General features: G+C 62.8%; 22 protein-coding genes. 10 read left to right on the top strand and 12 right to left on the bottom strand.

The annotated features are described in order from the left end of the window. Positions 1 to 6: 6 nt before the first annotated feature. Positions 7 to 750, bottom strand: a complete 744-nt coding sequence (gene kdsB, locus HYR72_10230; protein MBI1815344.1) for a 3-deoxy-manno-octulosonate cytidylyltransferase — start codon at positions 748 to 750, stop codon at positions 7 to 9. A gap of 192 nt (positions 751 to 942) precedes the next feature. Between kdsB and HYR72_10225 the strand changes: the two genes are divergently transcribed. Genes HYR72_10225 through HYR72_10210 form a run of 4 tightly spaced genes read left to right on the top strand, consistent with a single transcriptional unit; the run spans position 943 to position 6,951 of the window. Next, the gene (locus HYR72_10225; protein ID MBI1815343.1) at positions 943 to 3,021 is read left to right on the top strand and encodes a site-specific DNA-methyltransferase; all 2,079 of its coding nucleotides are present in this window, start codon (positions 943 to 945) and stop codon (positions 3,019 to 3,021) included. Further along, a complete protein-coding gene (locus tag HYR72_10220; protein ID MBI1815342.1) occupies positions 3,018 to 3,521 on the top strand; it encodes a hypothetical protein in 504 nt (167 codons plus the stop codon). The genes HYR72_10225 and HYR72_10220 overlap by 4 nt, the downstream gene beginning before the upstream one ends. After that, entirely contained in the window at positions 3,518 to 4,276 is a 759-nt protein-coding gene (locus tag HYR72_10215; GenBank protein ID MBI1815341.1) for a DUF1828 domain-containing protein, read from the top strand. Before HYR72_10220 ends, HYR72_10215 begins: the two co-directional genes overlap by 4 nt. Beyond that, the gene (locus HYR72_10210; GenBank protein MBI1815340.1) at positions 4,276 to 6,951 is read left to right on the top strand and encodes a DEAD/DEAH box helicase family protein; all 2,676 of its coding nucleotides are present in this window, start codon (positions 4,276 to 4,278) and stop codon (positions 6,949 to 6,951) included. The genes HYR72_10215 and HYR72_10210 overlap by 1 nt, the downstream gene beginning before the upstream one ends. 136 nt (positions 6,952 to 7,087) lie before the next feature. Here the strand turns inward: HYR72_10210 and HYR72_10205 are convergent, their stop codons facing one another. Together HYR72_10205 and HYR72_10200 are read right to left on the bottom strand one after the other, a co-directional pair. Then, entirely contained in the window at positions 7,088 to 8,029 is a 942-nt protein-coding gene (locus HYR72_10205; protein ID MBI1815339.1) for an LLM class F420-dependent oxidoreductase, read from the bottom strand. A gap of 34 nt (positions 8,030 to 8,063) precedes the next feature. After that, on the bottom strand, positions 8,064 to 8,315 hold the full coding sequence (locus HYR72_10200) for a hypothetical protein (protein MBI1815338.1): 252 nt from the start codon (positions 8,313 to 8,315) through the stop codon (positions 8,064 to 8,066). Between the two features lie 341 nt (positions 8,316 to 8,656). On the opposite strand from HYR72_10200, the gene HYR72_10195 reads away from it, so the two are divergent. The 4 genes from HYR72_10195 to HYR72_10180 are packed head-to-tail and all read left to right on the top strand — an operon-like array spanning position 8,657 to position 13,213. Continuing rightward, on the top strand, positions 8,657 to 9,277 hold the full coding sequence (locus tag HYR72_10195) for a MotA/TolQ/ExbB proton channel family protein (GenBank protein ID MBI1815337.1): 621 nt from the start codon (positions 8,657 to 8,659) through the stop codon (positions 9,275 to 9,277). Next, positions 9,264 to 9,683: a biopolymer transporter ExbD gene (locus HYR72_10190; GenBank protein MBI1815336.1), complete on the top strand. Its 420-nt coding sequence runs from the start codon at positions 9,264 to 9,266 to the stop codon at positions 9,681 to 9,683. Before HYR72_10195 ends, HYR72_10190 begins: the two co-directional genes overlap by 14 nt. A gap of 9 nt (positions 9,684 to 9,692) precedes the next feature. Next, positions 9,693 to 10,835, top strand: coding sequence for a VWA domain-containing protein (locus HYR72_10185; GenBank protein ID MBI1815335.1), 1,143 nt, complete (start codon positions 9,693 to 9,695; stop codon positions 10,833 to 10,835). After that, complete coding sequence (locus HYR72_10180; protein ID MBI1815334.1) at positions 10,832 to 13,213, top strand: tetratricopeptide repeat protein; 2,382 nt, start codon at positions 10,832 to 10,834, stop codon at positions 13,211 to 13,213. Before HYR72_10185 ends, HYR72_10180 begins: the two co-directional genes overlap by 4 nt. Before the next feature lie 89 nt (positions 13,214 to 13,302). Here HYR72_10180 and HYR72_10175 read toward each other — a convergent pair whose 3' ends face one another. The 7 genes from HYR72_10175 to ccmA all read right to left on the bottom strand — a co-directional run bounded on the left by HYR72_10175 (position 13,303) and on the right by ccmA (position 18,169). Continuing rightward, on the bottom strand, positions 13,303 to 13,503 hold the full coding sequence (locus HYR72_10175) for a hypothetical protein (GenBank protein ID MBI1815333.1): 201 nt from the start codon (positions 13,501 to 13,503) through the stop codon (positions 13,303 to 13,305). A gap of 365 nt (positions 13,504 to 13,868) precedes the next feature. Then, positions 13,869 to 14,960: a ferritin-like domain-containing protein gene (locus HYR72_10170; protein MBI1815332.1), complete on the bottom strand. Its 1,092-nt coding sequence runs from the start codon at positions 14,958 to 14,960 to the stop codon at positions 13,869 to 13,871. 14 nt (positions 14,961 to 14,974) lie between these two features. Beyond that, positions 14,975 to 15,859: an alpha/beta hydrolase gene (locus tag HYR72_10165; GenBank protein ID MBI1815331.1), complete on the bottom strand. Its 885-nt coding sequence runs from the start codon at positions 15,857 to 15,859 to the stop codon at positions 14,975 to 14,977. Next, positions 15,856 to 16,029, bottom strand: coding sequence for a CcmD family protein (locus HYR72_10160; protein MBI1815330.1), 174 nt, complete (start codon positions 16,027 to 16,029; stop codon positions 15,856 to 15,858). Before HYR72_10160 ends, HYR72_10165 begins: the two co-directional genes overlap by 4 nt. A gap of 13 nt (positions 16,030 to 16,042) precedes the next feature. Beyond that, a complete protein-coding gene (gene ccsA, locus HYR72_10155; protein MBI1815329.1) occupies positions 16,043 to 16,750 on the bottom strand; it encodes a cytochrome c biogenesis protein CcsA in 708 nt (235 codons plus the stop codon). Positions 16,751 to 16,765: 15 nt separating this feature from the next. Next, complete coding sequence (locus tag HYR72_10150) at positions 16,766 to 17,425, bottom strand: heme exporter protein CcmB (GenBank protein MBI1815328.1); 660 nt, start codon at positions 17,423 to 17,425, stop codon at positions 16,766 to 16,768. Between the two features lie 12 nt (positions 17,426 to 17,437). Next, positions 17,438 to 18,169 carry a heme ABC exporter ATP-binding protein CcmA gene (gene ccmA, locus HYR72_10145; protein MBI1815327.1) on the bottom strand — a complete coding sequence of 244 codons (732 nt, stop codon included), beginning with the start codon at positions 18,167 to 18,169 and terminating at the stop codon, positions 17,438 to 17,440. A gap of 163 nt (positions 18,170 to 18,332) precedes the next feature. On the opposite strand from ccmA, the gene HYR72_10140 reads away from it, so the two are divergent. Together HYR72_10140 and HYR72_10135 are read left to right on the top strand one after the other, a co-directional pair. Beyond that, a complete protein-coding gene (locus HYR72_10140; GenBank protein MBI1815326.1) occupies positions 18,333 to 19,217 on the top strand; it encodes a shikimate dehydrogenase in 885 nt (294 codons plus the stop codon). After that, positions 19,214 to 19,720: a shikimate kinase gene (locus HYR72_10135; GenBank protein MBI1815325.1), complete on the top strand. Its 507-nt coding sequence runs from the start codon at positions 19,214 to 19,216 to the stop codon at positions 19,718 to 19,720. The genes HYR72_10140 and HYR72_10135 overlap by 4 nt, the downstream gene beginning before the upstream one ends. 44 nt (positions 19,721 to 19,764) lie before the next feature. Here HYR72_10135 and HYR72_10130 read toward each other — a convergent pair whose 3' ends face one another. Further along, the gene (locus HYR72_10130) at positions 19,765 to 20,529 is read right to left on the bottom strand and encodes a 1-acyl-sn-glycerol-3-phosphate acyltransferase (GenBank protein ID MBI1815324.1); all 765 of its coding nucleotides are present in this window, start codon (positions 20,527 to 20,529) and stop codon (positions 19,765 to 19,767) included. 99 nt (positions 20,530 to 20,628) lie between these two features. Beyond that, a complete protein-coding gene (locus tag HYR72_10125; protein ID MBI1815323.1) occupies positions 20,629 to 21,501 on the bottom strand; it encodes an isoaspartyl peptidase/L-asparaginase in 873 nt (290 codons plus the stop codon). Positions 21,502 to 21,533: the final 32 nt, after the last annotated feature.

The raw sequence follows: 21,533 nt of genomic DNA, 5'->3' as shown, positions 1-21,533 counted from the left end.
CTTCGGTTACGCGCCCGCGCCGATCAGCGCCCGGGCGCGTTCCAGATCGCGCGCGGTGTCCACTTCAATGGATGCCGCCGCGACTTCCACCACCTTGATTCGAAACCCCCATTCGAGTGCCCGCAATTGTTCGAGCTGCTCGGCCTGCTCCAGCGGCGTCGGAGCCAGCCGGGCGAATGTCAGCAAGAAGTCGCGCCGGTAGACGTAGAGCCCGATGTGCTTGTGAGCGAGGACATCAGCCGGAGCGGCGCCGTCGCGCCAGTATGGCAGCGGACTGCGCGAGAAGTACAGCGCGAAGCCGTCGCGATCGGTCACCACCTTCACGACGTTCGGGTTGCGCAACTCCTCGTCGCCGCGGATCGCGGTTTTGATCGTGGCCATCGGCAGACCGCTCTCGGCGCGCAACGGCGCCACCGCCGCCGCCACCATCGTCGGATCGAGCAGCGGCAGATCGCCCTGCACGTTCACCACGATATCCGCGTCGAGATTGGCGACGACCTCCGCGATGCGGTCCGTACCGGTGCGATGCGCGGCGCTGGTCATCACCACCTCGCCGCCGAAGTGCGCGACCGCATCACGAATACGCGCATCGTCCGTCGCCACCAAGACACGATCGACGCCGGCGGCCCGCTGCGCGCGTTCGTACACGCGCTGAATCATTGGCTGGCCGTGAATATCCGCGAGTGGCTTACCGGGGAGACGTGTGGACTCGTAGCGTGCGGGTATGATTGCGACAACGCGCGAGCCCATAAAAGAAAACCCGTGGCTCGGAAGCGAACCACGGGCAGGAACTATAGCAAGCGCGAGCGGCAAGTCAAAGTTGCGTCCTGACTGGTCCTCGTGGCTCGTGTGTGGTCGTGTTGCAACGACCGGTAAGGGTCGGATAGTAGCTGCGGCGGAGCGGGGTGTTCGAGTGGCTTTCGGGGGAGGCGCAATCGCGGCATGAATCTTAACGAGCGCGACAAGCAGATCATCAAGGAGCACATCGATCGCGGCGAGTCGCTGCCACCGAAGTACAAGCTCATGCTGTTTGCCGACGCGCCGGAGGTGGAGCTGATCTGGCAGGGCAAGTCGAGCGAGGTCACCACCGTCGCGCTGCCGTTCCAGTCGATCGAGCAGATCGACGAGCCGCGCTCGGAAGACCTCACAGGCAAGACACTCGACCTGTTCACCGCCGACGCGCAAAGCGGCCGGCAATCGAGCGGCTGGACCAACAAGCTCATCTGGGGCGACAACAAGCTGGTGTTGGCGTCGCTCAAGAACGGCCCCTTGAGGCGCGAGATCGAAGCCGCCGGCGGCTTGAAGCTCATCTACATCGACCCGCCGTTCGACGTCGGCGCCGACTTCTCCATCGACATTGAGGTCGGCGATGAGACGCTAACGAAGGAGCCGAGCTTTATCGAGGAGCGCGCATATCGAGATACATGGGGTAAGAGCGGCGAGCGATACCTTCAATACATCTACGAGCGGCTCCGGATCATGCGAGACCTGCTAAGTGACGACGGAAGCATTTTTGTCCACATTGACTGGCATGTTCAGCCGATCGTCTGGTTGGCCCTAGATGAGCTCTTCAAGCCGGAGCATTTCCATAACAGCATTGTTTGGGGTTATCACCGGTTCGGAGTAGCGGCACAGAAGCAATTTACGAGGGCGCACGACACCGTCCTTTGGTTCTCAAAGTCCAACAAGTGGACATTCAATTTGGACGACGTTCGACTTCCGTACTCCGAAAAGACCAAGGCCAATTTCGTTGGTGGTATCGGTGGGTCGGGCTTTGGATCGGGTGAGCTCAACGAACTGGGGAAAATTCCGGAGGACTATTGGGTAATCGCTCCGGCCTATAAGTCCCTCAACGAAGTACTCCCATTTCCCACCCAGAAGCCTGAGGCATTGCTCGACCGGATCTTGAAGGCCTGTTCTAAGAGGGGGGATTTGGTCGCGGACTTCTTTTGCGGCTCAGGTACAACACTCGCGGTCGCGGAGAAGCTCGGCCGCAAGTGGATAGGATGTGATCTTGGACGCTTCGCGATTCACACGACGCGTAAGCGGATCATCGGCGTGCAGCGCGAGCTGAAGGCGGCGGGCCAGCCGTACCGCAGCGTCGAGATACTCAACCTCGGCAAGTACGAGCGCCAATACTTCGTAGGCATCGACGCAACCCTTCCCGAGGAGCAGCGCCGCGCGCAGACGATCCAGCGCGAGGAGCACTACCTGACGTTAATGCTGTCGGCGTACAAAGCCGAGCGGGTGTTCCAGACGCCGCCTTTCCACGGTCGGAAGGGTGCCACGATGGTGGTGGTCGGGCCGATCGACGCACCGGTGACGCTGGCGCAGGTCAACGAGGTCATCGCCGAGTGCCGGCGCAAGCAGATCAGCAAGGTGGATGTCCTCGGCTTCGAGTTCGAGATGGGCCTCACTCCCGCAGTGCAAGACGAAGCGCGCGCCAAGGGCATCGGCCTCAGCTTGAAGTTCATTCCCAAGGACGTCTTCGACAAGCGCGCCGTCGATCGCGGGCAGGTGGTGTTCTACGATGTCGCCTACGTCGAGGTGCTTCCAAAAGTGAAGGGCCTGAAGGCGACGGTCACGCTCAAGGACTTCGGCGTCTACTACCGGCAAGACGACTTGGATGCGCTCGGCGAGAAGCTCAAGGCCGGCGGCAGCAAGGTCACCGTCGAGAGCGGGCAAGTCGTCAAGATCAGCAAGGACAAGCAGGGGACGGTCAGCCGCGAGGTATTGACGAAGAAGTGGACCGACTGGATCGACTACTGGGCGGTGGACTTCGACTACGAGAACCGCCGCGAAATCATCCGGGTCGTCGAGGACGGGGCTGAGAAGGACATCTGGACCGGCAACTACATCTTCGAGAACGAGTGGCAGAGTTTCCGGACGCGCAAGAGCCGCACGCTGGAGTTCACCAGCGCCGAACACGAGTACTCGAAGAACAAGCGCTACAAGATCGCGGTAAAGGTCATCGACATCTTCGGCAACGACACGACCAAGGTCGTCGAGGTCAAGGTGTGACGACCTACTCCGAGCCGGACATCGAGCGCTTGATTAGCTGCGCCAAGATCATTTCCGATCCGCCGCGGAAGGAGATGCGCGTCGAACGCGGCAGCCGGCGCGACGACATGCGGCTGCGTTCGCAGGAGGGCGAGTTGGAGTTCTCGGTGTTCATGCGCGTCAACGAGGACTTCCCCGAGAATTTCTCGATCGGGCTGGAGTATCGCGCGCCCGATGAGCGCAGCAGTATCTGCTTGCTCCGATGCAACGGACCGCACGGGGAATTTGTCGGCGGGCCGGAGTCAGCGCACTTCCTCCATCACATTCACAAGGCTAAGCCGGAGAACATTGAGGCCGGGCTGCGGGCGGAACGCGGCGGAGAGCCGACCGATGCGTACGCCTCGTACTTGGAGGCCCTGCGGTACTTCCTCAAGGTCATCAACGTGACCAACACCGACGAGTATTTTCCGAACCTGCGGCAGCTGCCGCTCAACCCCGAATGGGAGGAGCGAAAGACATGAGCTATCTCGATCTCCTCAAGGAGCAGTTCAACCATCACGTCGCCTTTCGGGAGCGCCGGCCGGGTGTCCTGCAGTTGCTTGCCCCGCTGTACCACGAGGACGGCGACATGATGGAGATTTTTCTGGAGCCGAAGAACGGCACGCAAGAGCGAGTGCGCATATGCGATCACGGGATGACGCTGATGCGTTTGTCGTACGCGTTCGATTTGGACACGCCGAATAAGGAGCGCATCTTCCAGAAGATCCTGGCAGAGAATCACGTCGCCGAGGAAAACGGCAACCTGTTTGTCGAGACAAAACCCGAGAGCTTGTATCCCGCTGTCCTGCAGTTCGCGCAAACGGTGGCGAAGGTTTCCAACATGCAGCTCTACAAGCGGGAGGTTATCCAGAGCCTCTTCTACGAGTTGCTGGCCGAGTTCATCGAAGAATCACTGGTGAAGTATCGCCCGCGCCCCGGCGCGCTGCCGATCCCAAGTCGCGACGACCTAGAGGTCGACTTCGAGTTCGATATCAAGCCGCGCCCCATCTACTTGTTCGCCGTAAGAGACACAGCGAAGGCGAGGTTGGCCGCGATCTCGTGCCTGGAGTTTCAGCGCGCCAAGCTGCCGTTTAAGAGCTTCGTCGTGCACGAAGACTTCGAAGCGTTGACTAAGAAAGACCGCAGCCGAATCACCAGCGCGGGGGACAAGCAGTTCGTCTCCCTCGACGATTTCAAGAAGAACGCGGAACAGGTGTTGGAGCGCGAGGCGGCCTGATGGGCCTGCATCCCGACTTCCCGACCGATCCGCACGTCCTCCTCGACCCGAGCATCCGCTGGTATCCGGGCGAGGAGCTGTTCACAGAGGACGGCTACGCCACATTGCTGCCGCCGCTCGTGTACAAGGTGCGGCACGGCGTGAAGGCCTGGCGGGACACTGGGTATACGGGGGCCAGCGATACGACGCGGGCGTTGCTGTACCACTGGTTCAAAAGCGATCACCTTCTGCCGTTTGCTGATGGTACCTTACAGCCCTTCCGGTACTTCTTCGCGCAGCGCGAGGCGGTGGAGTCGGCCATCTGGCTGTATGAGGTCGAAGAGGCGCGCGATCCGTACGCGCTGATCAAGTTCGATTCGTCGGGTCGGGTGTCGAAGGGAATGTTCGCCGAGGACTGGACCCGCTACGTGATGAAGCTGGCTACCGGCGCCGGCAAGACGAAAGTGATGAGTCTGCTGATTGCCTGGGCGTACTTCCACAAGCGCTACGAGCGCGGATCGGACCTGAGCACGAACTTCCTGGTCATCGCCCCGAACATCATCGTGCTCGACCGGCTGCGCCAGGACTTCGACGGCCTGGGGATCTTCCACAAGGACCCGGTCCTGCCGGAGAATGGCTATGAAGGGCGTGATTGGCAGAACGACTTTCAGGTCACGTTGCATGTGCAAGATGAGATCGGTGTGGTGTCGGACACCGGCAACATCTTCCTGACGAATATCCACCGTCTGTACGAGAACACTTCGACGCCGTCGTTCGAGGACGACGACACGACCGACTACTTTCTCGGCCGCAAGCCGACGGGCAAGACGAATCAATCGCGCGTCGACGTGGGTCAGATCGTGCGGGATGTTCCGGATCTGATCGTGTTGAATGACGAAGCGCACCACATCCACGACCCGGAGATGGCGTGGTTCAAGAACATCGAGGATATCTCCAACCAGCTCCGTCTGAAGGACAGCAAGCTGTCGGCGCAGTTCGATCTCACTGCAACACCGAAGCACAGCAACGGCGCGATCTTCGTGCAGACGATCAGTGACTACCCGCTGGTGGAGGCCATCCGACAGGGTGTGGTGAAAACGCCGGTGCTGCCCGACGCGGCATCGCGGGCCAAGCTCAACGAACGGCAGAGCACCAAGTTCACCGAGCGGTACGAAGACTACCTGCATCTGGGCTATCTCGAGTGGCAGAAGGTGTCCGAGCAGCTTGCTCCGGCGGGCAAGAAATCCGTGCTCTTCGTGATGACTGACGACACGCGGAACTGCGACGAGGTCGGCGAATTTCTGGAAGCGCGCTATCACGACCTACAGGGCGCGGTGCTCGTCATCCACACCAAGAAGAACGGTGAGATCTCTGAGGCGGCCACTGGCAAGAGCCAAGAGGAGTTGGGAAAGCTCAGGGATCTCAGCCGGAAGATCGACGAGACAGACAACCCCTACAAGGCGATCGTCTCCGTCATGATGCTGCGCGAGGGGTGGGACGTGCAGAACGTCGTCGCGATGGTCGGCCTGCGGCCCTACAAAGCCGCCAGTCAGATTCTCCCGGAGCAGACGCTCGGCCGCGGGTTGCGGCGAATGTTTCGTGGGCAGCCGGTGGTCGAGAAGGTCAGCATCGTGGGAACCGATGCCTTCATGGATTTCGTGGAGTCGATCCGCAGCGAGGGCGTCGACCTCGAGTACGCGGAGATGGGCGAGCACAGCAAACCGAAGGCGCCCATTGTGGTCGAGGTGGATCGCGACAACGAGAAGAAAGACATCGCTCAGCTCGACATCGAACTGCCAGTGTTGGCGCCACGGATCTACCGCGAGTATCTCAACCTGGATGAGTTGGACCCGGATGCGCTGCCGCGACCGCACCTTCCCATCAAGGCGTTCTCCGAGAATGAGCAGCGGGAGATCGTGTTCAAGGATCTCAACATCGGCGCTGTGAGCCATACGACGGTGATGGACTCAGCATTCACCCCGTCGCATCAAAGTGCGGTCGGCTTCTTCGCCAGAGCGATCATGCGTGATATCCGCCTTGTCGGCGGATTTGATGTCCTCTTCGGCAAGCTCAAGCAGTTCATGCAGGCGCACCTCTTCGATCGAGCGGTCGACCTCGATGACCTGAACGTCTTGCGCAACCTGTCTGAGATCGAGGTCACGCGCGCGGTGATGGAGACCTTCAAGACCGCCGTAAACGCGCTCACGGTGCAGGACAAGGGCACGACAGAGATCAGAGACACGATCAAGCTGAGCAGAACCCGACCGTATGTGGTGAACGATCAGCCGTACGTGGTGCCGCGAAAATCGATCTTCAACAAAGTTGTGGCCGACAGGAGCGGATTCGAGTTGGAGTTCGCTGCCTTCCTGGACGGCTGCGACGACATCATCTCGTTCGTGAAGAACAACCGCAGCACGGCCTTTCGAATCGAATACCGGACAGCCGACGGGGGTATCGCGAACTACTACCCAGACTTCGTTGTGAAGGAGGCAGAGTCGGACATTTGGCTGATCGAGACGAAAGGGCGCGAAGATCTTGACGATCCACTGAAGTGGGCTCGCCTTTGCCAGTGGTGCGAAGACGCGACGGCGAAGGAGCAGACGCGCCGATTTCGGCCGCTCTTTGTCCGGCAAGAGACGTGGGAGCAGTACCGGCCGAAGACGTTCGAGCAGCTACGGGCTGCGTTCGTCGTCTGACGTCGCGACACAAGTCCATTGTGCCACGGACCTTTCGCGAAAGGACCGCCATCGCCATGTCATCTGCAGCCAGCAGATCTTGGTTACTGGTAAGATAGGAGCAGTGGCCGTTCCGCGTCGAGGCGCGCAGCGTGACTCAGCGAAACGCCGGCAACACCTCGCGGGCGAACAACTCGGTGGCGCCCAGGCGATCGACGCGGCCGAACATGCCGATGAAGTGAGTGACACCGATTGCGGTGTATTGCTTGATGCGCGCGATCACTTTTTCGGGCGTGCCGCTGATCGTGCTGTCGTCCAACTGATCGGCGGCGGCGCCGAGCCGCGCCGCGCGCTTGGCCAGGCGCTCTTGCAACCGCTGCTCGCTCGCTTCGATGAGAATGTTGCCGAACCAACTCTTCTCGATCGCGTCGAAATCACGACCGACCGCGCGGCAATGCGCGGCGAGGATCGGCAGTTTGGTCTGGAACTCCTTCACGCTGCCGCCGAAGTTCCAGCGGTCGGCGTACTGCGCCACGATGCGCAGCAACACCTTCTCGCCGCTGCCGCCGATCATGATCGGTGGATGCGGTTGCTGCACCGGCTTGGGATTGCACCAGGCTTTTTCAACCCTGTAGTGCCGACCCGCAAAGGTCGCGCGCTCTTCAGTCCACATCAGCTTGCAGATGTGCAGCGCTTCTTCGAGTTGCCGTAGGCGCGTGCCGATGGCGGGGAAGTCGTAGCCGTAGGCGGCATACTCCCGCTCATACCAACCGGCGCCCAATCCGAATTCCAGACGGCCGTTGCTGATGTGGTCGACGCTGGCGGCCATCTTCGCGATCAGCGGCGGATGGCGGTAGTTGTTGCAGCCGACCAGCGTGCCGAACCGAAGCGTCGAGGTCTCGCGAGCGAGCGCCGCCATCAACGTCCAGCACTCGAGCGAATCGTCCGACGGTGGCGTGATCACCCCATAGAAATGATCGTCGAGCCAGACCGAGTCGTAGCCCAGGCGTTCGGCCGCTTGCCAGTGGCGCGCGAGCGCCTCGAAGGTCGCGCCTTCGAGCGGGGTTTGGATACTGAAGCGGATGCGAGGCGTCGTCATGGCGTGTCCTCCTGGCGCGGTCGGGTGAGGTCTGTTACTCGGCGCCAAAGCGCTCGTCAATCAGGCGGCGAAAGCGTCGCCCGTAAATCAACTCGAAGGTGTCCGTCTTGTCGGGAAACAGTTGCAACACCTGCACGCGCAGCGCGCCAACCACGCGCTCCGCGTCGGCTCGGGACAACGGGTAGCCACGCACCGCAACAGTCGCAATGTCGACCAGCAGCCGCAGCCGACGCATCTTGTGCTGCTCGTCATTCGCCGCCGCCGCGGCATTGAACGCTTTCACCATTGGGCCGACACTTCAGTTCAGGCAGGATTTTCGACCGGATGAGATCGTGCCACGGACACTCGACACCGACAACCGCCCTGAGGCAGGCAAATGGTTTGACAGCGTGAGCGATTGCCGGTACGAAAATTGAGCTTCGCATGCCGGCTCACCGTGGTTGCCCCACCCGTTCATCTTCGACTCCGGTCACCTGACGCCCCGGGGCACAGCGCCCGCGGGACCGGATCAGCTCTGAGCGGCGAGCCGACAAGGAATCGCGATGATCGAATTACACGTCAAGCGTCACCCCGAGCGACGCATGCGCACGTAGGAGGACTTCCGTGGAAGGCTTGAGCATTCTCGACATGATCCAAACCGGGTGGCTCGCCACCTATCCGCTGATCATCTTCTCGCTCGTCACTGTCACCATCATCTTCGAGCGGCTGTGGTCGTTGCGTAACCTGATTTCCGGCAGCCTCACCCTGGCGAACAGTATTTGCCCGACGTTGGAGACGGGTGACTTCTCCAACGCGTTGACTGCGACGCGCGCCCAGGGTGGCTTGCCGACCGGGCGGATTTTTTCCGACGTCCTGGCGCGCCACCAGAAGGACTCGCTCGAATACCTCGCCGGACTCACCGAAGAGAAACGCTTCGAGGAACTCGAAGCGCTCAAGGGACCGCTGTGGGTGCTCGGCACGGTCGCCTCGAGCGCGCCGTTCATCGGACTGTTCGGCACGGTGGTCGGCATCATCAAAGCGTTCCACAACATGGCGCTGATGGGCAGCGGGGGATTCTCGGTGGTCGCGGCCGGCATCTCGGAAGCCCTGGTGGCCACCGCGCTCGGGTTGGGCGTCGCGATCATCGCAGTGGTCGCCTACAACTACTTCCAGACCCGCATTGAACGGATCGAGTCGGCGATGACGATCGCCTGCAATCGCGTGATCGACGCCATTCACCTCGGACGGCAGGTCAATGGCTCTCGGTAGCTTTCGGAAGCGGGCGAAGTCTCCGATCGTGGCGGAGATCAACATCACGCCACTCACCGACATCTTCCTGGTGCTGCTGATCATCTTCATGGTGACCAGCGCCGCGATGGTGGAATCCGGCGCCAAGATCTCGCTGCCGGAAGTCGATGCGACTACGTCGCAGCCGCGCGAGATCACCATCATGATCACGCCGAGTAACGATATCTACGTCAACAGCCAGCCCACGGCTTTCGACGACCTCGAACAAGTGCTGCGCGGTCTGGTCAGCGCGCGACCCGACATTCCCGTCGTGCTCGAAGGCGATCGCGAGGTGTTGTTTGGCAACGCCGTGAAGATCTTATCCACGGCGCAGAAAGCGGGCGCGCAACAGGTTGCGATCGCTGCGGAACGCCACGTCGCGCACTGACCGCTCGCGATGGCCGACGATTCTTCCAAACGACCGGACCCGGTGCGGTTCGATCCGTGGTCGGGCAAGCGGCTCAGTGGGCTGCGCTGGTTCGGCGTTTCCGCCGCGGTGCACGTCGGCCTGTTGATCGTTCTCGGCACGGTGACTCTCACGGTGATCAAGAAGGCCGAGCAAGTGAAGGTCACCGTGGTCGAAGACGTAGCGGGACCAGATGACTGGCAAGGCGCCGCGTCGCTGCAGGATCTGGAAGGCGTGCTCAACGTCCAGCGCGCGGTGCCGCAGCAGGCACGACCGCGCGGACCGGTGGTCCAGAACGTCAAGGCGCCCGAGATGCCGCGCCTAGCCGGCTTGGGACCCAAGCTCGGAGCCGGACCTACGATCGACACCGCGGCCACGACGCTGTCCTTCGGCTCGGGCGGAATCGGCGGCCTCGGCGGCGGCTTCGGCGACTACGTCGGCGGTCTGCGTAAGACGGGCCTCGACATCGCGCTCGTCATCGACACGACCGACAGCATGCAGTTCGTCATCGACGATGTGAAGCAAAGGCTCACGCAACTGGTCACCACGATGCAGAAGATGGTGCCCACGGCGCGCATCGGCATCGTCGTCTACCGCGACAAGGGTGACGACTACGTGGTGAAGTGGAGCGACCTCAGCTTCCGCACCGACAAGCTGCGCGAGTTCCTCTCTCACGTAACCGCCGAAGGCGGCGGCGATTGGGAAGAGGCCGTCAAAGAAGGCATGGACGCCGCCGTGAAGGAACTCAGTTGGCGCAAGCAGTCGAAGAAGATCATCGTGCTCGTCGGCGGCTCGCCGCCGCATCCGGAAGACGTCGAGGATGTCCGCGACCTGGTGCGCAAGTGGCGTAAGGACGGAGGCTATGTCAGCACCGTCGACGTCACCCGGCGGATGCACGAAGAGTTTGATCACCAGATGTGGCGCTCGCTGCACGGCAAGGAGCCGTTCCAACCGTCGCCAATGCCGGAATTCTACAAACAGGTGTCGCAAGTCTTCGGCGACATCGCGGCCGATGGTGGCGGTGAGTTGATCCAACTCGACCAGCAGAAGGCGTTGATGAAGGAAGTCGTCGTCCTCACCTTCGGCTCGCGCTGGAAGGTCGAGATGGCCAAATTCCTCGGCGAGCTGTCGTGAACCGGTTACGTAACGGAGTGGCGCGCGCGACAGTCGCGTTTCTCCTCTTCGCCGCCGTCGGCCGAGCAGCAACTCAATCAACGCCGGCCGACTTGCGGGCGCGCGCCAAGCAGATCGCGAGCGACATCAGCGCGCAACAGGCCGCCAACCGGTTCGACGCGCGCGCCCAGCAAGCCGCCATTCAGCAACTCGGCCAGCTCGGTTTAGGCTTCATCGATCTCAGCGACAAAGCCGTGCGCGCCGGCGCCGAAGCGCGCGAGAAGGAGACGCTCCTCGGGGTCTACGAGGCGGTGAGCGCCCCCCTCGATCGCATCTACGACAGCAACAGCGGCAAGCTGGAACGACTGGCCAAGAACATCATGGACCAGGACGGCGATCTCGATGCCCTGTACGAGTCGACCGAGTGGAAGGAGTCGCAAGCGGTCGCCGCGCAAGCGCTCTACTTCCTCAACTGGCTGCACTACTACGGCGCGCGGCTCTACACCGGTGAGCCGCGCAAAGAGCTGCTGGAGAAGGCCGAGCGCGGGTTCTCGGAATTTGCGGTCGGCGATCGCCGCAGCGAACTCATCACCGAGAGTTTGCTCGGCCGCGGGCTGTGCCACTTGGAACTCGGTAACTATGATTGGGCTATCCGCGATTTTCAGATCGTCGTCGACGACAAGGATGCCTCCGCCGAACGCCGCGGTAAGGCGCGCCTCGGCATGCTCGACGCCTCGTTTCGCAGCGGCAAGTTTCCGGAGACGATCCGGCTCGCGGACACTTTGCTCGCGGCCGACTCGGCCGATGCGTCGCTGATCCGTTACTACCGCGTGCGGGCGCTGCTGGGCGCCGCCAAGACGGGCGGATCGCAAGCCGGACACTATCGGCAAGAGGCGCTGGCGGCGATGGATCAACTGCGCCGCGCCGGCCCGGGATGGCAAGAGAAGGTCGACGGCTTGATGCAGGCAGAGGAGAAGCCGGAAGACTTCAGCGCCAACGCCAACAGCCCAGCCGCCAAATGGAGCGTCGCTCGCCTCCTCATGCAGAAGAACGACTACAAAGCGGCGCGACCGCTGCTCGAAGCAATCGTCGCCAGCAGCGATGCCGACTCGAAACGCGTCGAACAGGAAGCGCACTACCTGCTGGGACTCTGTGTCTTTCAAGCCGGCGACTATCAAGCGGCGGCGACGCAGTTCGCGGCGGCGCTGGCAAAAGGCGACCCAGCCTACGGCGCCGACGCCGCCTATCTGCGCTTCAAGGCGCTCGAAGCGCTCGCCGCCAAGAGCCCGGAGGCCGACACCCAAAGCTACGAAGACGCGATGCGGACGTACTTGTCGCGTTACGGCGATCATCACAATGCCTACGAGGCACGCTATCGACTCGGCGAATGGCTGCAGGCGCACAAACAATTCGGCGTCGCGCTCGATGCCTACCAGCGCGTCAGTGGCGATCCGGGCTTCGAATTGCGGGCGCGCTTCGGCTCGCTGCAGTGCCGCTTCGAGATCTTGCAGGGCGGCGACGAGAAGAAACCGACCGGGGCTGAGCGCGACGCGGTCATCGCCGCCATCGGCCAAGACCTTGCCCAGTTCACCCAGGCCTCGACCGCGTACGAGCGCAGCGGCGACAAGAGCGTCCCACTGCCGGAGCTGCGCGCGAAGGCGGCGGTGATGAACGCCGTCTACGCGAGTCTGGCCGCTGAGCCGCGCGACGATCAGGCGCTCGCCGGCTTGGCCGACTTCGAGAAGAAGTATCCCGATGAGTCGGATCTGTTCCCGCAGGTGGTGCGCCTGCGCTTGGGCGCGATGCAACGGCTCGGCCGCTTTACCGACGCGGAAGCCGAGATCCGCCAGCACGGCACGGTCCTGCGGGCCGACGGCAAGAATGAGGCGATCGAGGCGTTGGCCACCGCCTTCATCAAGGAAGGGACACGACGCAAGGCGAAGGGCGATGCGCAGGCGTGGCCCGCGGCACAACAGGTCGCGCTGCGGCTCTACGAGCTGCTGCCGACCGAGTCCGAGGGCGGCAACAAGACCAAGCTCACACTCGCGCGCCTCTACGAAGGTGCCGACGAGCTGGAGAAGGCCAACGCGTTGTATCAAGAGGTACTGAGCGCAGACCCGAACTCGCTGGCCGCGTTACGCGGGCTCTCTCACATTGCCGAGGGGCAGAAGAACCTCAACGCCGCACTCGGCTACTGGCAACGGTTTCTCAAGGTCGCGCGAGCGGGCGACGTGCCGTGGTACGAAGCATCGTACGAAACCGCGCGCCTGACACTGGCGACCGGGAAGAAGGACAAATCGTGCGAGCAGCTCACCGCGCTGAAGCCCGCAATGCCGGGTCTGAGCGACGCGGAGCTGAGAAACAAACTCAGTGATCTGTACAAGAAGGCGTGTAACTAGAAGACGATCTATCGCGGGTGGCCCGCGACGGGGGGATCGAAGGCACGCTGGGCAGCGGCGGTGTGCCGCTGCCCAGCGATCGGTGAGAGTTACTTCATCTCTCCGCCGGCAGGCTTGTCTGCCTTTGGTGTCTTCTTGCCACCCTTCTTGTGGCCGCCCTTCTTGCCACCCTTGTGGCTCTTGCCCTTGGCAGGCTGGTCGGCAGTCGTGCCTTCGGCCTGAGCCATGGCGGCGAGCGGAGCGCCCGCGAGTAGCAGGGCGGCAAGAGCAATCGTAATCATGCGCTTCATAGGTCTCCTCCAGTGGTTGTAGTTACGGTTCCTTGTTACCAACTCTTTAGTGCCGTCGCTCGACCCAACGTCGAACGCAACGGGGCTTCAAATAGTAAAAACCCAACCCGTTGTAAACGGGTCTGGCGGCGGTTTCTACGGCGGCCCGCGGCCACAGAAGCTGGCGGCCACCGCCGCTCCGCTCACTCCAGGCGAAGCACCGCTCACTTCAGAGTCGGAAGCGGTCAACCTTTTTGAGATCATGGCCAGGGAACGCAGCGGTTACGACGGTCTAACGACACACCAGCCCAGAAGTTGCGGTCTTTCCAAAACTGATCGTCGGCATCGGCCACGTACCTCGGCACTCCAGCGCACTCGTGCCGGCTTCAGTTGGCGTCCACACCTGGCAGTTGAACGCCCGCCTGCACCAACCGCGCGAAGAAGGTGGCCAACGCGGGAGGCATCGCGACTTCCTCGTCGATCGTGGAATCAGGCATCGATTCAAACTGTAGGATATTCAGCTCGGCGTACTTGGCCCGGACCCGTGGGGTCAGCAGTCCGAGCCGTTTGAGGTTCGGAACGATCTTCGAGAACAGCATCTGGCGGAAGCCGATCATGAACGGGGTCGACAGCGACCAAGGTAGCCACACCTTGGGATCGAGCCCGATGCGGTCCCACACCTCTTCCATCAGCAGCCGATCGCGCATCAGCACGGTCGCCTCGATGACGAACTCCTCGCGCTCGCGCAGTTCGGTCGACGACAGCTCCTTCGTGTAGAGGTCTTGCAGCGACAGCACACCGAAGGCGACATGACGCGCCTCATCGCGCATCACTGCGGACGTGATCTGCTGGATCAGCGGCTCGTCCGCTTGGGTGAACTTCATCAGGCCAAATGCCGCCAAGGCGAGGCCCTCGACCATGATCTGCATGCCGAGATAGATCATGTCCCAGCGCGAATCGCCGATGATCTGATTCAGCAACGTGCGCAAGTGCGGATTGACGGCGTAGCTGAGCCCCATCTTTTCGGTCAGGTAGCGGCGATACACCTCGACGTGGCGGGCTTCGTCGGCCACTTGATTGGCGGCGTAAAACTTCGCCTCGATCCACGGAACCGTGTTGACGATCTCGGCGGTGGCCAGCAGCGCGCCTTGTTCGCCGTGCATGAACTGCGACAACATCCACGCGTTCATGTGATGATTCATCCGCCGCCGCGCGCGCGTGTCGAGCTTCTGTGGCGGTTGCAGGATCGCGTCCATGACGTCGTGGTCCTGGACGGTCTCGCGCTCGGGATCGACGTCGATGGACCAGTCGATATCGGTCGACGCGTTCCACTGCATCTGCTTGCCCTTCTCGTACAGGCGCATCAGCTCATCGTGACGCGTTTTGTATTCCCAATTGAACAGCGACGGGAATGCCGTCGCGACGCGCTCTTCGGGGCCGATGGCGGGTAGCTCGATGTCATGATGCATGGTGGTCACACAATCTCCGTCGTCTAGCTTGCAGCAGCCTGGGCGTGTCGATGCAGATCGAAGCGCTGCCCCAAGAATGAATCGATGGCCGCATTGGAGTGGCGATTGTAGTCCCCGCGCCAATCAATCTGGAATGCGTGCGGGGCACCGTCGAGGACCAGCAGCTCGACTTCCCGACCGGCGGCGCGCAATGCCTCGGCCATTCGTTGCGATTCGCGATGCGAGACAACTTGGTCCCCGGTCCCATGAATGAGCAAGGTCGGCGCGGTCGCATGCGTGGCATGCAACACCGGTGAGGCCAGGGCTGCCCACTCGGGCTCGGCATGCCGCGGGCCGAGAAACCCGGCGATAGCGTCGGGTCCGTCCGTTACCAGCCGACGACGCAGATCGAATGGCCCGTAGTGCGCGATGACGCCGCGCACGTCCTCCGACACCGCGCGCAACGCAACCGGGAGATCCGGTGCAAGCTGCGGCAACCCGCGCGCGACGTGAGCGAGCATGACCAGATGGGCGCCTGCCGACATGCCGAGCAGCACGAGACGGCTTGGGTCGACGTTGAACTGCGCCGCTTCGGCCCGCACAAAGCGTAGACCCCGACGCACATCATCGAGTGCTGCGGGAAACGGGTGCAGCGGTGCCAAGCGATACGAAATCGAGATCGTGGCGATGCCGCGACGCGCAAAATGGAGGCCGTAGCCGGCCGCCTGGCTCGGGTCGCCGTTCGCCCAACCACCGCCGTGGACGACGACAACGGCCGGCGTCGGTGCATCAACGCGCAGCGGGCGATAGAAATCGTAGCGCAGCGGCACGCCGGCTACTTCGTCGTACACGACGTCTTCACGGAGCTCATGATGCTCCGACGCTCGCGGAATGCCCGGCACTTGCCGCGGAAAGCGCGCCTCGCTCATCGATTCGTCTCCTGCGCCCGCCCGCTGTCACCGTGGCGCTTGATCAGTTTGTGCAGCTCGTCAATTTCGCGCTGCAACGAGTGGTTCCGGCGCCCGATGCTGGCGATGTACAGAAACAGGAGCACCCAGATCGCCGTGTATGCCGCAAACAGGAACGGAAAATTTGTCATGGTCTCGATCCGATCAGCGTTCGTGCTCGGCGAGGAGTTGCTGGTGCAGCACCTCAACCTCGTCGTGCAGGCGCGCGCTTTCGTTGCGCACCCATAGCAGCCAGCCGAGCAGCGCCGCAAACGCGAGGAAGCTGACCAGCAACGTCGCCTGCATGCGCGGATCTTCAAGCCCGGAGCCGCCCTCGCGGGTGACCAAGACCGCCGGATGGATGGTGCGCCACCAGTACACGGCGCGATTGATGATCGGAATGTCGATCGAGCCGACAATGCCGAGCACGGCGGCATAGCGCGCGGCTTGGTCACTGGTCGCGGAAAATTCGCGCAGCATGAGATACGCCGCATAAATCAGCCACAGAATCAGTGCCGACGTGAGGCGCGCATCCCAGGTCCACCAGGTCCCCCAGATCGGCCGCGCCCAGATCGTGCCGGTCACCAGCATTAGGGTGCAAAACATCATGCCGACTTCCGCCGCCGAGTGCGCCAAGCGATCCCAGAAGCGCGTCCCTCGCCACAAGAACAACGCGCTCGCCAGCGCCACGAGACCGAAGGCGACAAAAGTCAGGATGGCCAACGGCACGTGGAAGTAGAAGATGCGTTGCACGATCCCCTGCACCTTGTCGCTGGGCACGTAAACAAAAACCATATAAAGCGCGAGCAGCATCGTCACCCCGCTGAGGGGCGCGAGCACTACATCGGCAAGCCGGCGTCCGGTCGACATCATCACCTCAGACGAACGTCATTCTTCGACAGCATATTCAAACAGCAACCAGCCGACAACCAGGAAGACCAGATCAAAGCCGAGCAGCAGATGCAGCCACTGGCTGACGTCGCCAAGAGTCTTGCCGGCCAGAATGCGGTCGCTCGCTTTGACCCCCGCGATCAACACGGGGACTGCGAGCGGCAGCAGCAGCAGCGGCAGCATGACCTCGCGCGCGCGGGTGCGCACGGCTATCGCCGCGAACAGACTGCCCACCGCCGCGAAGCCGATCAGGCCGAGCAGCACCACCGCCGCCAAGCGGAGCAACGCCAAAGTCAGCGGCAGATTGAAAAACAGGACGAAGATCGGTCCCACGATCAGTTGTGCCGCCACCATGAAGAGCACATTGCCGGCGACCTTGGCGAGATAGATCGTGCCGCGATCGACCGGCGCGAGCAGCAAACCGTGTAAGCACTCGTTCTCGCGCTCGGTGAGGAACGAGCGATTGATCCCCAGCACGCCGGCGAAGATCACCACCACCCACAACACCGCCGGGGCCGCCTCGCCGCGCAGCTCGCTCATAGGATCGAAGGCAAAACTCAGGATCAACAGCGTCAGCAATCCGAGCATCAGCAGCGACGCCAAGGTTTCCTTGGTGCGAAACTCGATCTGCAGATCCTTCCAGAGCAGCGCGAACACGGGACGGCACACTCACGCGGCGGCCGCGTGCGGCCGCGGATGAATAGCGGCGAGAAAGGTGCGTTCGAACGCGTCCCCATCATCGGCCGACACCGCCCCGTCCCACACCAACGCGCCGCGCGCGAGGATGATAGCCCGGTGACAGATCGCGAGGCCCTGACTGATGTCGTGAGTGGTCATCAATACCGCAGCACCGCGGGCATGGGCGGCGCTGAGCACCGCGCGCAGTGTTGCGCTGGCATCGACATCGAGCCCGGTGAACGGCTCGTCGAGCATGAGCAGATCGGGTTCGTGCAGCAGCGCGCGCGCCAGCGCGCAGCGTTGTTCGAGGCCACGCGACAGCGTGCGCACGGGCCGGTTGGCCCAGCCGATCAAGCCCACCTGATCCAACAGCGCGTCGACGCGACGCACCGCGTCGGGTACGGCAAACAGGCGCGCGTAGAAGAGCAGGTTCTCGATGGGCGTCAGATCGGGGTAGAGGAAACTCTGGTGCGACAGAAACCCTATGCGACGCCGGATCGCCGCGGCGCCATCACGCCCATCGTTTGCGAAGATCTTCACCGACCCCGCCGATGGCCGAAGCAGCGTCGCGCACAGGCGCAGCAGCGTCGACTTGCCCGCTCCGTTGGGACCGAACAGCGCGACGGCTTCACCAGGTTCGAGCCGAAAATCCACGCGCCGCAGCGCCGGCACGCCGCCGAAGGTTTTGCTCAAGCCGCGCGCGTCGATCGCCGGCACCGTCATAGCGCCGGGCTTATCGGAAGCAGTTCGAAAAGGAAAGGATGCGGTTCGTGCACGCTCTTTGGAAGCATTGCGACCATTTGTACTGAGCGACCGGGCAGCTATAGTGCGCCGGCTGATATTCACAGATGGCGCCTGACAGTCGGCGCCCCAAGGTCGGAGCGAGATGAAATCAATCACTGACATCGGACCAACCACCACACTGTGTGCCGTCATCGGCAATCCGGTCGCGCACTCGATGTCGCCCGCGATTCACAACCGGGCGTTCGCCGAGTTGGGCCTCGACTACGTCTACGTGGCGTTTCGCGTGGAAAATGTCGGCGGCGCGGTGGCGGGTATGCGCGCGCTCGAAAACTTTCGCGGCATGAGCGTCACCATCCCGCACAAAGTATCGATCATCAAACACCTCGACGAAGTCGCCGACGTCGACCGCGGGATTGGTTCAGTGAACACCGTGGTCAACGACGGCGGACGGCTCAAAGGTTTTGGCAGCGATGGTCCCGGGGCGCTCCAGGCGATCAGCGCTGCCGGAGTCAAGCTGGCCGGGAAGAACGTGACGATTCTCGGGTCGGGTGGCGCCGCGCGCGCCATCGCGTTCACTCTCGCAGCCAAGGCAAAGCCCGCTGGGCTCTTCTTGCTCGGGGTCATCGAACCCGAATTGAAGGCGCTCACTCGCGACATCGTGCGCAAGACCGGCGCGCGGGCGACCTGCGCGCTGCTCGAACCGAAAACGCTGGCGGCGCGGCTGGCCGACAGTCAGGTGCTCATCCACTGCACCCCGGTGGGGATGCACCCCAAGACCAAGGAGAGCGTCGTCCCCAAGTCGTTGCTGCACGACGACCTCGCGGTGATGGACATCGTCTACAACCCGCTCAAGACCAAACTCCTCGCCGACGCCGAGGCGCGGGGGCTCAAGACGATCTCCGGGATGGAGATGTTCGTCAATCAGGCCGTGATTCAGTTCGAACTGTGGACCGGCAAAACTGCTCCCCGTGCGATCATGCGCGACGTGGTGCTCGAACACCTGGGAGTCAAATCGAGGCAACGATGAATCTGGTGCTCATCGGATACCGGGGAACCGGTAAGTCAACGGTGGCTGGGCTGCTCGCCAAGACACTCGCGATGGAAGTGGTGAGCCTGGACCAAGAGATCGTCCGCCATGCCGGCTGCGCCATCCCCGAAATTGTCGCGGAACACGGCTGGCCGCACTTTCGCGACATCGAGTCGGAAATCACCAAGCGGTTTTCCGAGCGCGACAACATTATCATCGACGCCGGCGGTGGAGTGATTCTGCGCGCAGAGAACGTGAAGAATTTGCGGCGCAATGGCACTCTATTCTGGCTGCGAGCTTCGGTGCCCGCCATCGTCGCCCGCATCGAAGGCGGAACCCAGCGTCCCGCGCTCACCGCCGGTAAGTCGTTCACCGAAGAAGTTGAGGACGTGCTACGCGAACGCACACCGCTGTACGAGGCCGCCGCCCACCATCAGGTCGACACCGACTCTCTCAGCTCGGATCAAGTAGCCGCTGAGATCGCCCTCCTCTACAGGCGGTAGGCTGACTGCGCATCACTACCGGCGACGGCTCGGGCCAACGTCTCTCAGTAGTTTTCGACGAAGTTCTCCACCACGATGGCGCGCACGCGCTCGGTGAGTTCGTCGCGGGCGTGCACCGAGAGTCCGGTGACCTCGATCGGGGCCGCGAGGACGATCTTCATGCGACCGCCGGGACGGATGATGGCGTGGTGCTTGGGCAAGAACTTGTGCGCCCCGCTCACCGACATCGGGATGATGGGCAACCCGGTCTGAATCGCGAGAATCGCACCACCCTTCTTGAACGTGTGGACCTTGCCATCAGGGCTACGTGTACCTTCGGCGTAGAACAGGATGCAGAAGCCTTCGTTGATGCGCTCGCGCGCTTTGCGGCTGATGATGGCGATGGCCTGCTCGGGTTTGCTGCGGTCGATGATGATGTGATCGCTCAACGCCAGCGCCTGTCCGAAGACCGGGAAGCGTAACAACTCCTTCTTCGCCACGAAGCGGATCTTGGCCGGCACGCAAGCGAGGGTCGCCCAGATGTCGAAGTTGCTCAGATGATTGGAGATGATCACGTACGAGCGCCGCGGGTCCGCGTGTTCGAGGCCTTCGACGTCGACCGTGATGCCACACAGCACCAGAATCCAGCGGCACCAGATCGGCGCGATCACGTCGGCGAGCCACGGCTTGCGCAACAGGAGGATCAGCGCGGCACACAGTAGCCCCCAAAAGATCGTGATGAAAAAGATCCCGATCGCGGCGCCGAGGCCCCAGAGAAAATACAGCGGAGTCTTGAACGGTCCGGATGCGGTGGCTTCGGCAGCGGTCATACGCAGTGCGTGCCGGTGCTGCCCATTGCGTGCAGACACCGGCGTGACGGAGTTCCCTAACCTACCGACCACCCTCGCCGCAATGACCCCGTGTGCCGATCAGCACGCGGCCAAGTCGTCGAGCGCGCCGTTGCGAAAAGCGAGCGGCATGTGAGAACTGCTGCGCGCGTGGCCGATGCGACCGAGCGGATCGATGACGATCACGCCGACCGGAGCCGGAACGCGCGCCATCAGACGCGTCACCGCTTCGTGCGCGGCCGCCATAGGAGCGCGGCCGTCCGCGAGTAGGTCCACGGCCATCCTTGCCAACCCGATGCGAATGATGGCTTCGCCAACTCCGGTGGCCGACGCCGCGCCGAGACGATCATCCGCGTACGTTCCCGCCCCGATCACCGCGCTGTCGCCGATCCGACCCGGTCGCTTGCAGAACATCCCGCCGGTCGAAGTCGCCGCCGCCACATGGCCGGCTCGATCAACGGCGACGGCACCGACGGTGTTGCCCGTATTCGCGGTTTCAGTCGCGCGTTGTTGCCAGCGTCGACGTTGCCGCTCGGTGATCAAGAATGCGGGCGGGCAGAGCGCCAGTCCACGCTCACGCGCCAATGCGATCGCCGCATCGCCAACGAGAAACACGATGTCGCCGGTCGCCATCACCGCGCGCGCCAACCCGATCGGATTGCGCACTTCACTGACGACGGCGCACGCGCCGGCGGCGAGCGTCGCACCGTCCATGATCGACGCATCCGTCTCCACGGTCCCCGCCGAAGTGAGCACCGACCCAACGCCAGCGTTGAAAGCGGAATCGTCTTCCAGCACGACCACCGCGGCCGTCACCGCGTCGAGCGCTGTGCCGCCACCATCGAGGACCTGCCAGCCCGCACGGGTCGCAGCCGCGCAGCCCGCGGCACACGCGCCAGCATCGTCCGGGGCCACCACGCCCGCGCCGCCATGAACAATGAGTGCGGGTCGCATTACTCGGCAGTGATCTGTTCGGCGAATTGGTG

The sequence above is a fragment of the Deltaproteobacteria bacterium genome, assembly GCA_016178705.1.
Lineage (GTDB): Bacteria > Desulfobacterota > Binatia > HRBIN30 > JACQVA1 > JACOST01.
This window is presented reverse-complemented; position numbering and strand designations above follow the sequence as displayed.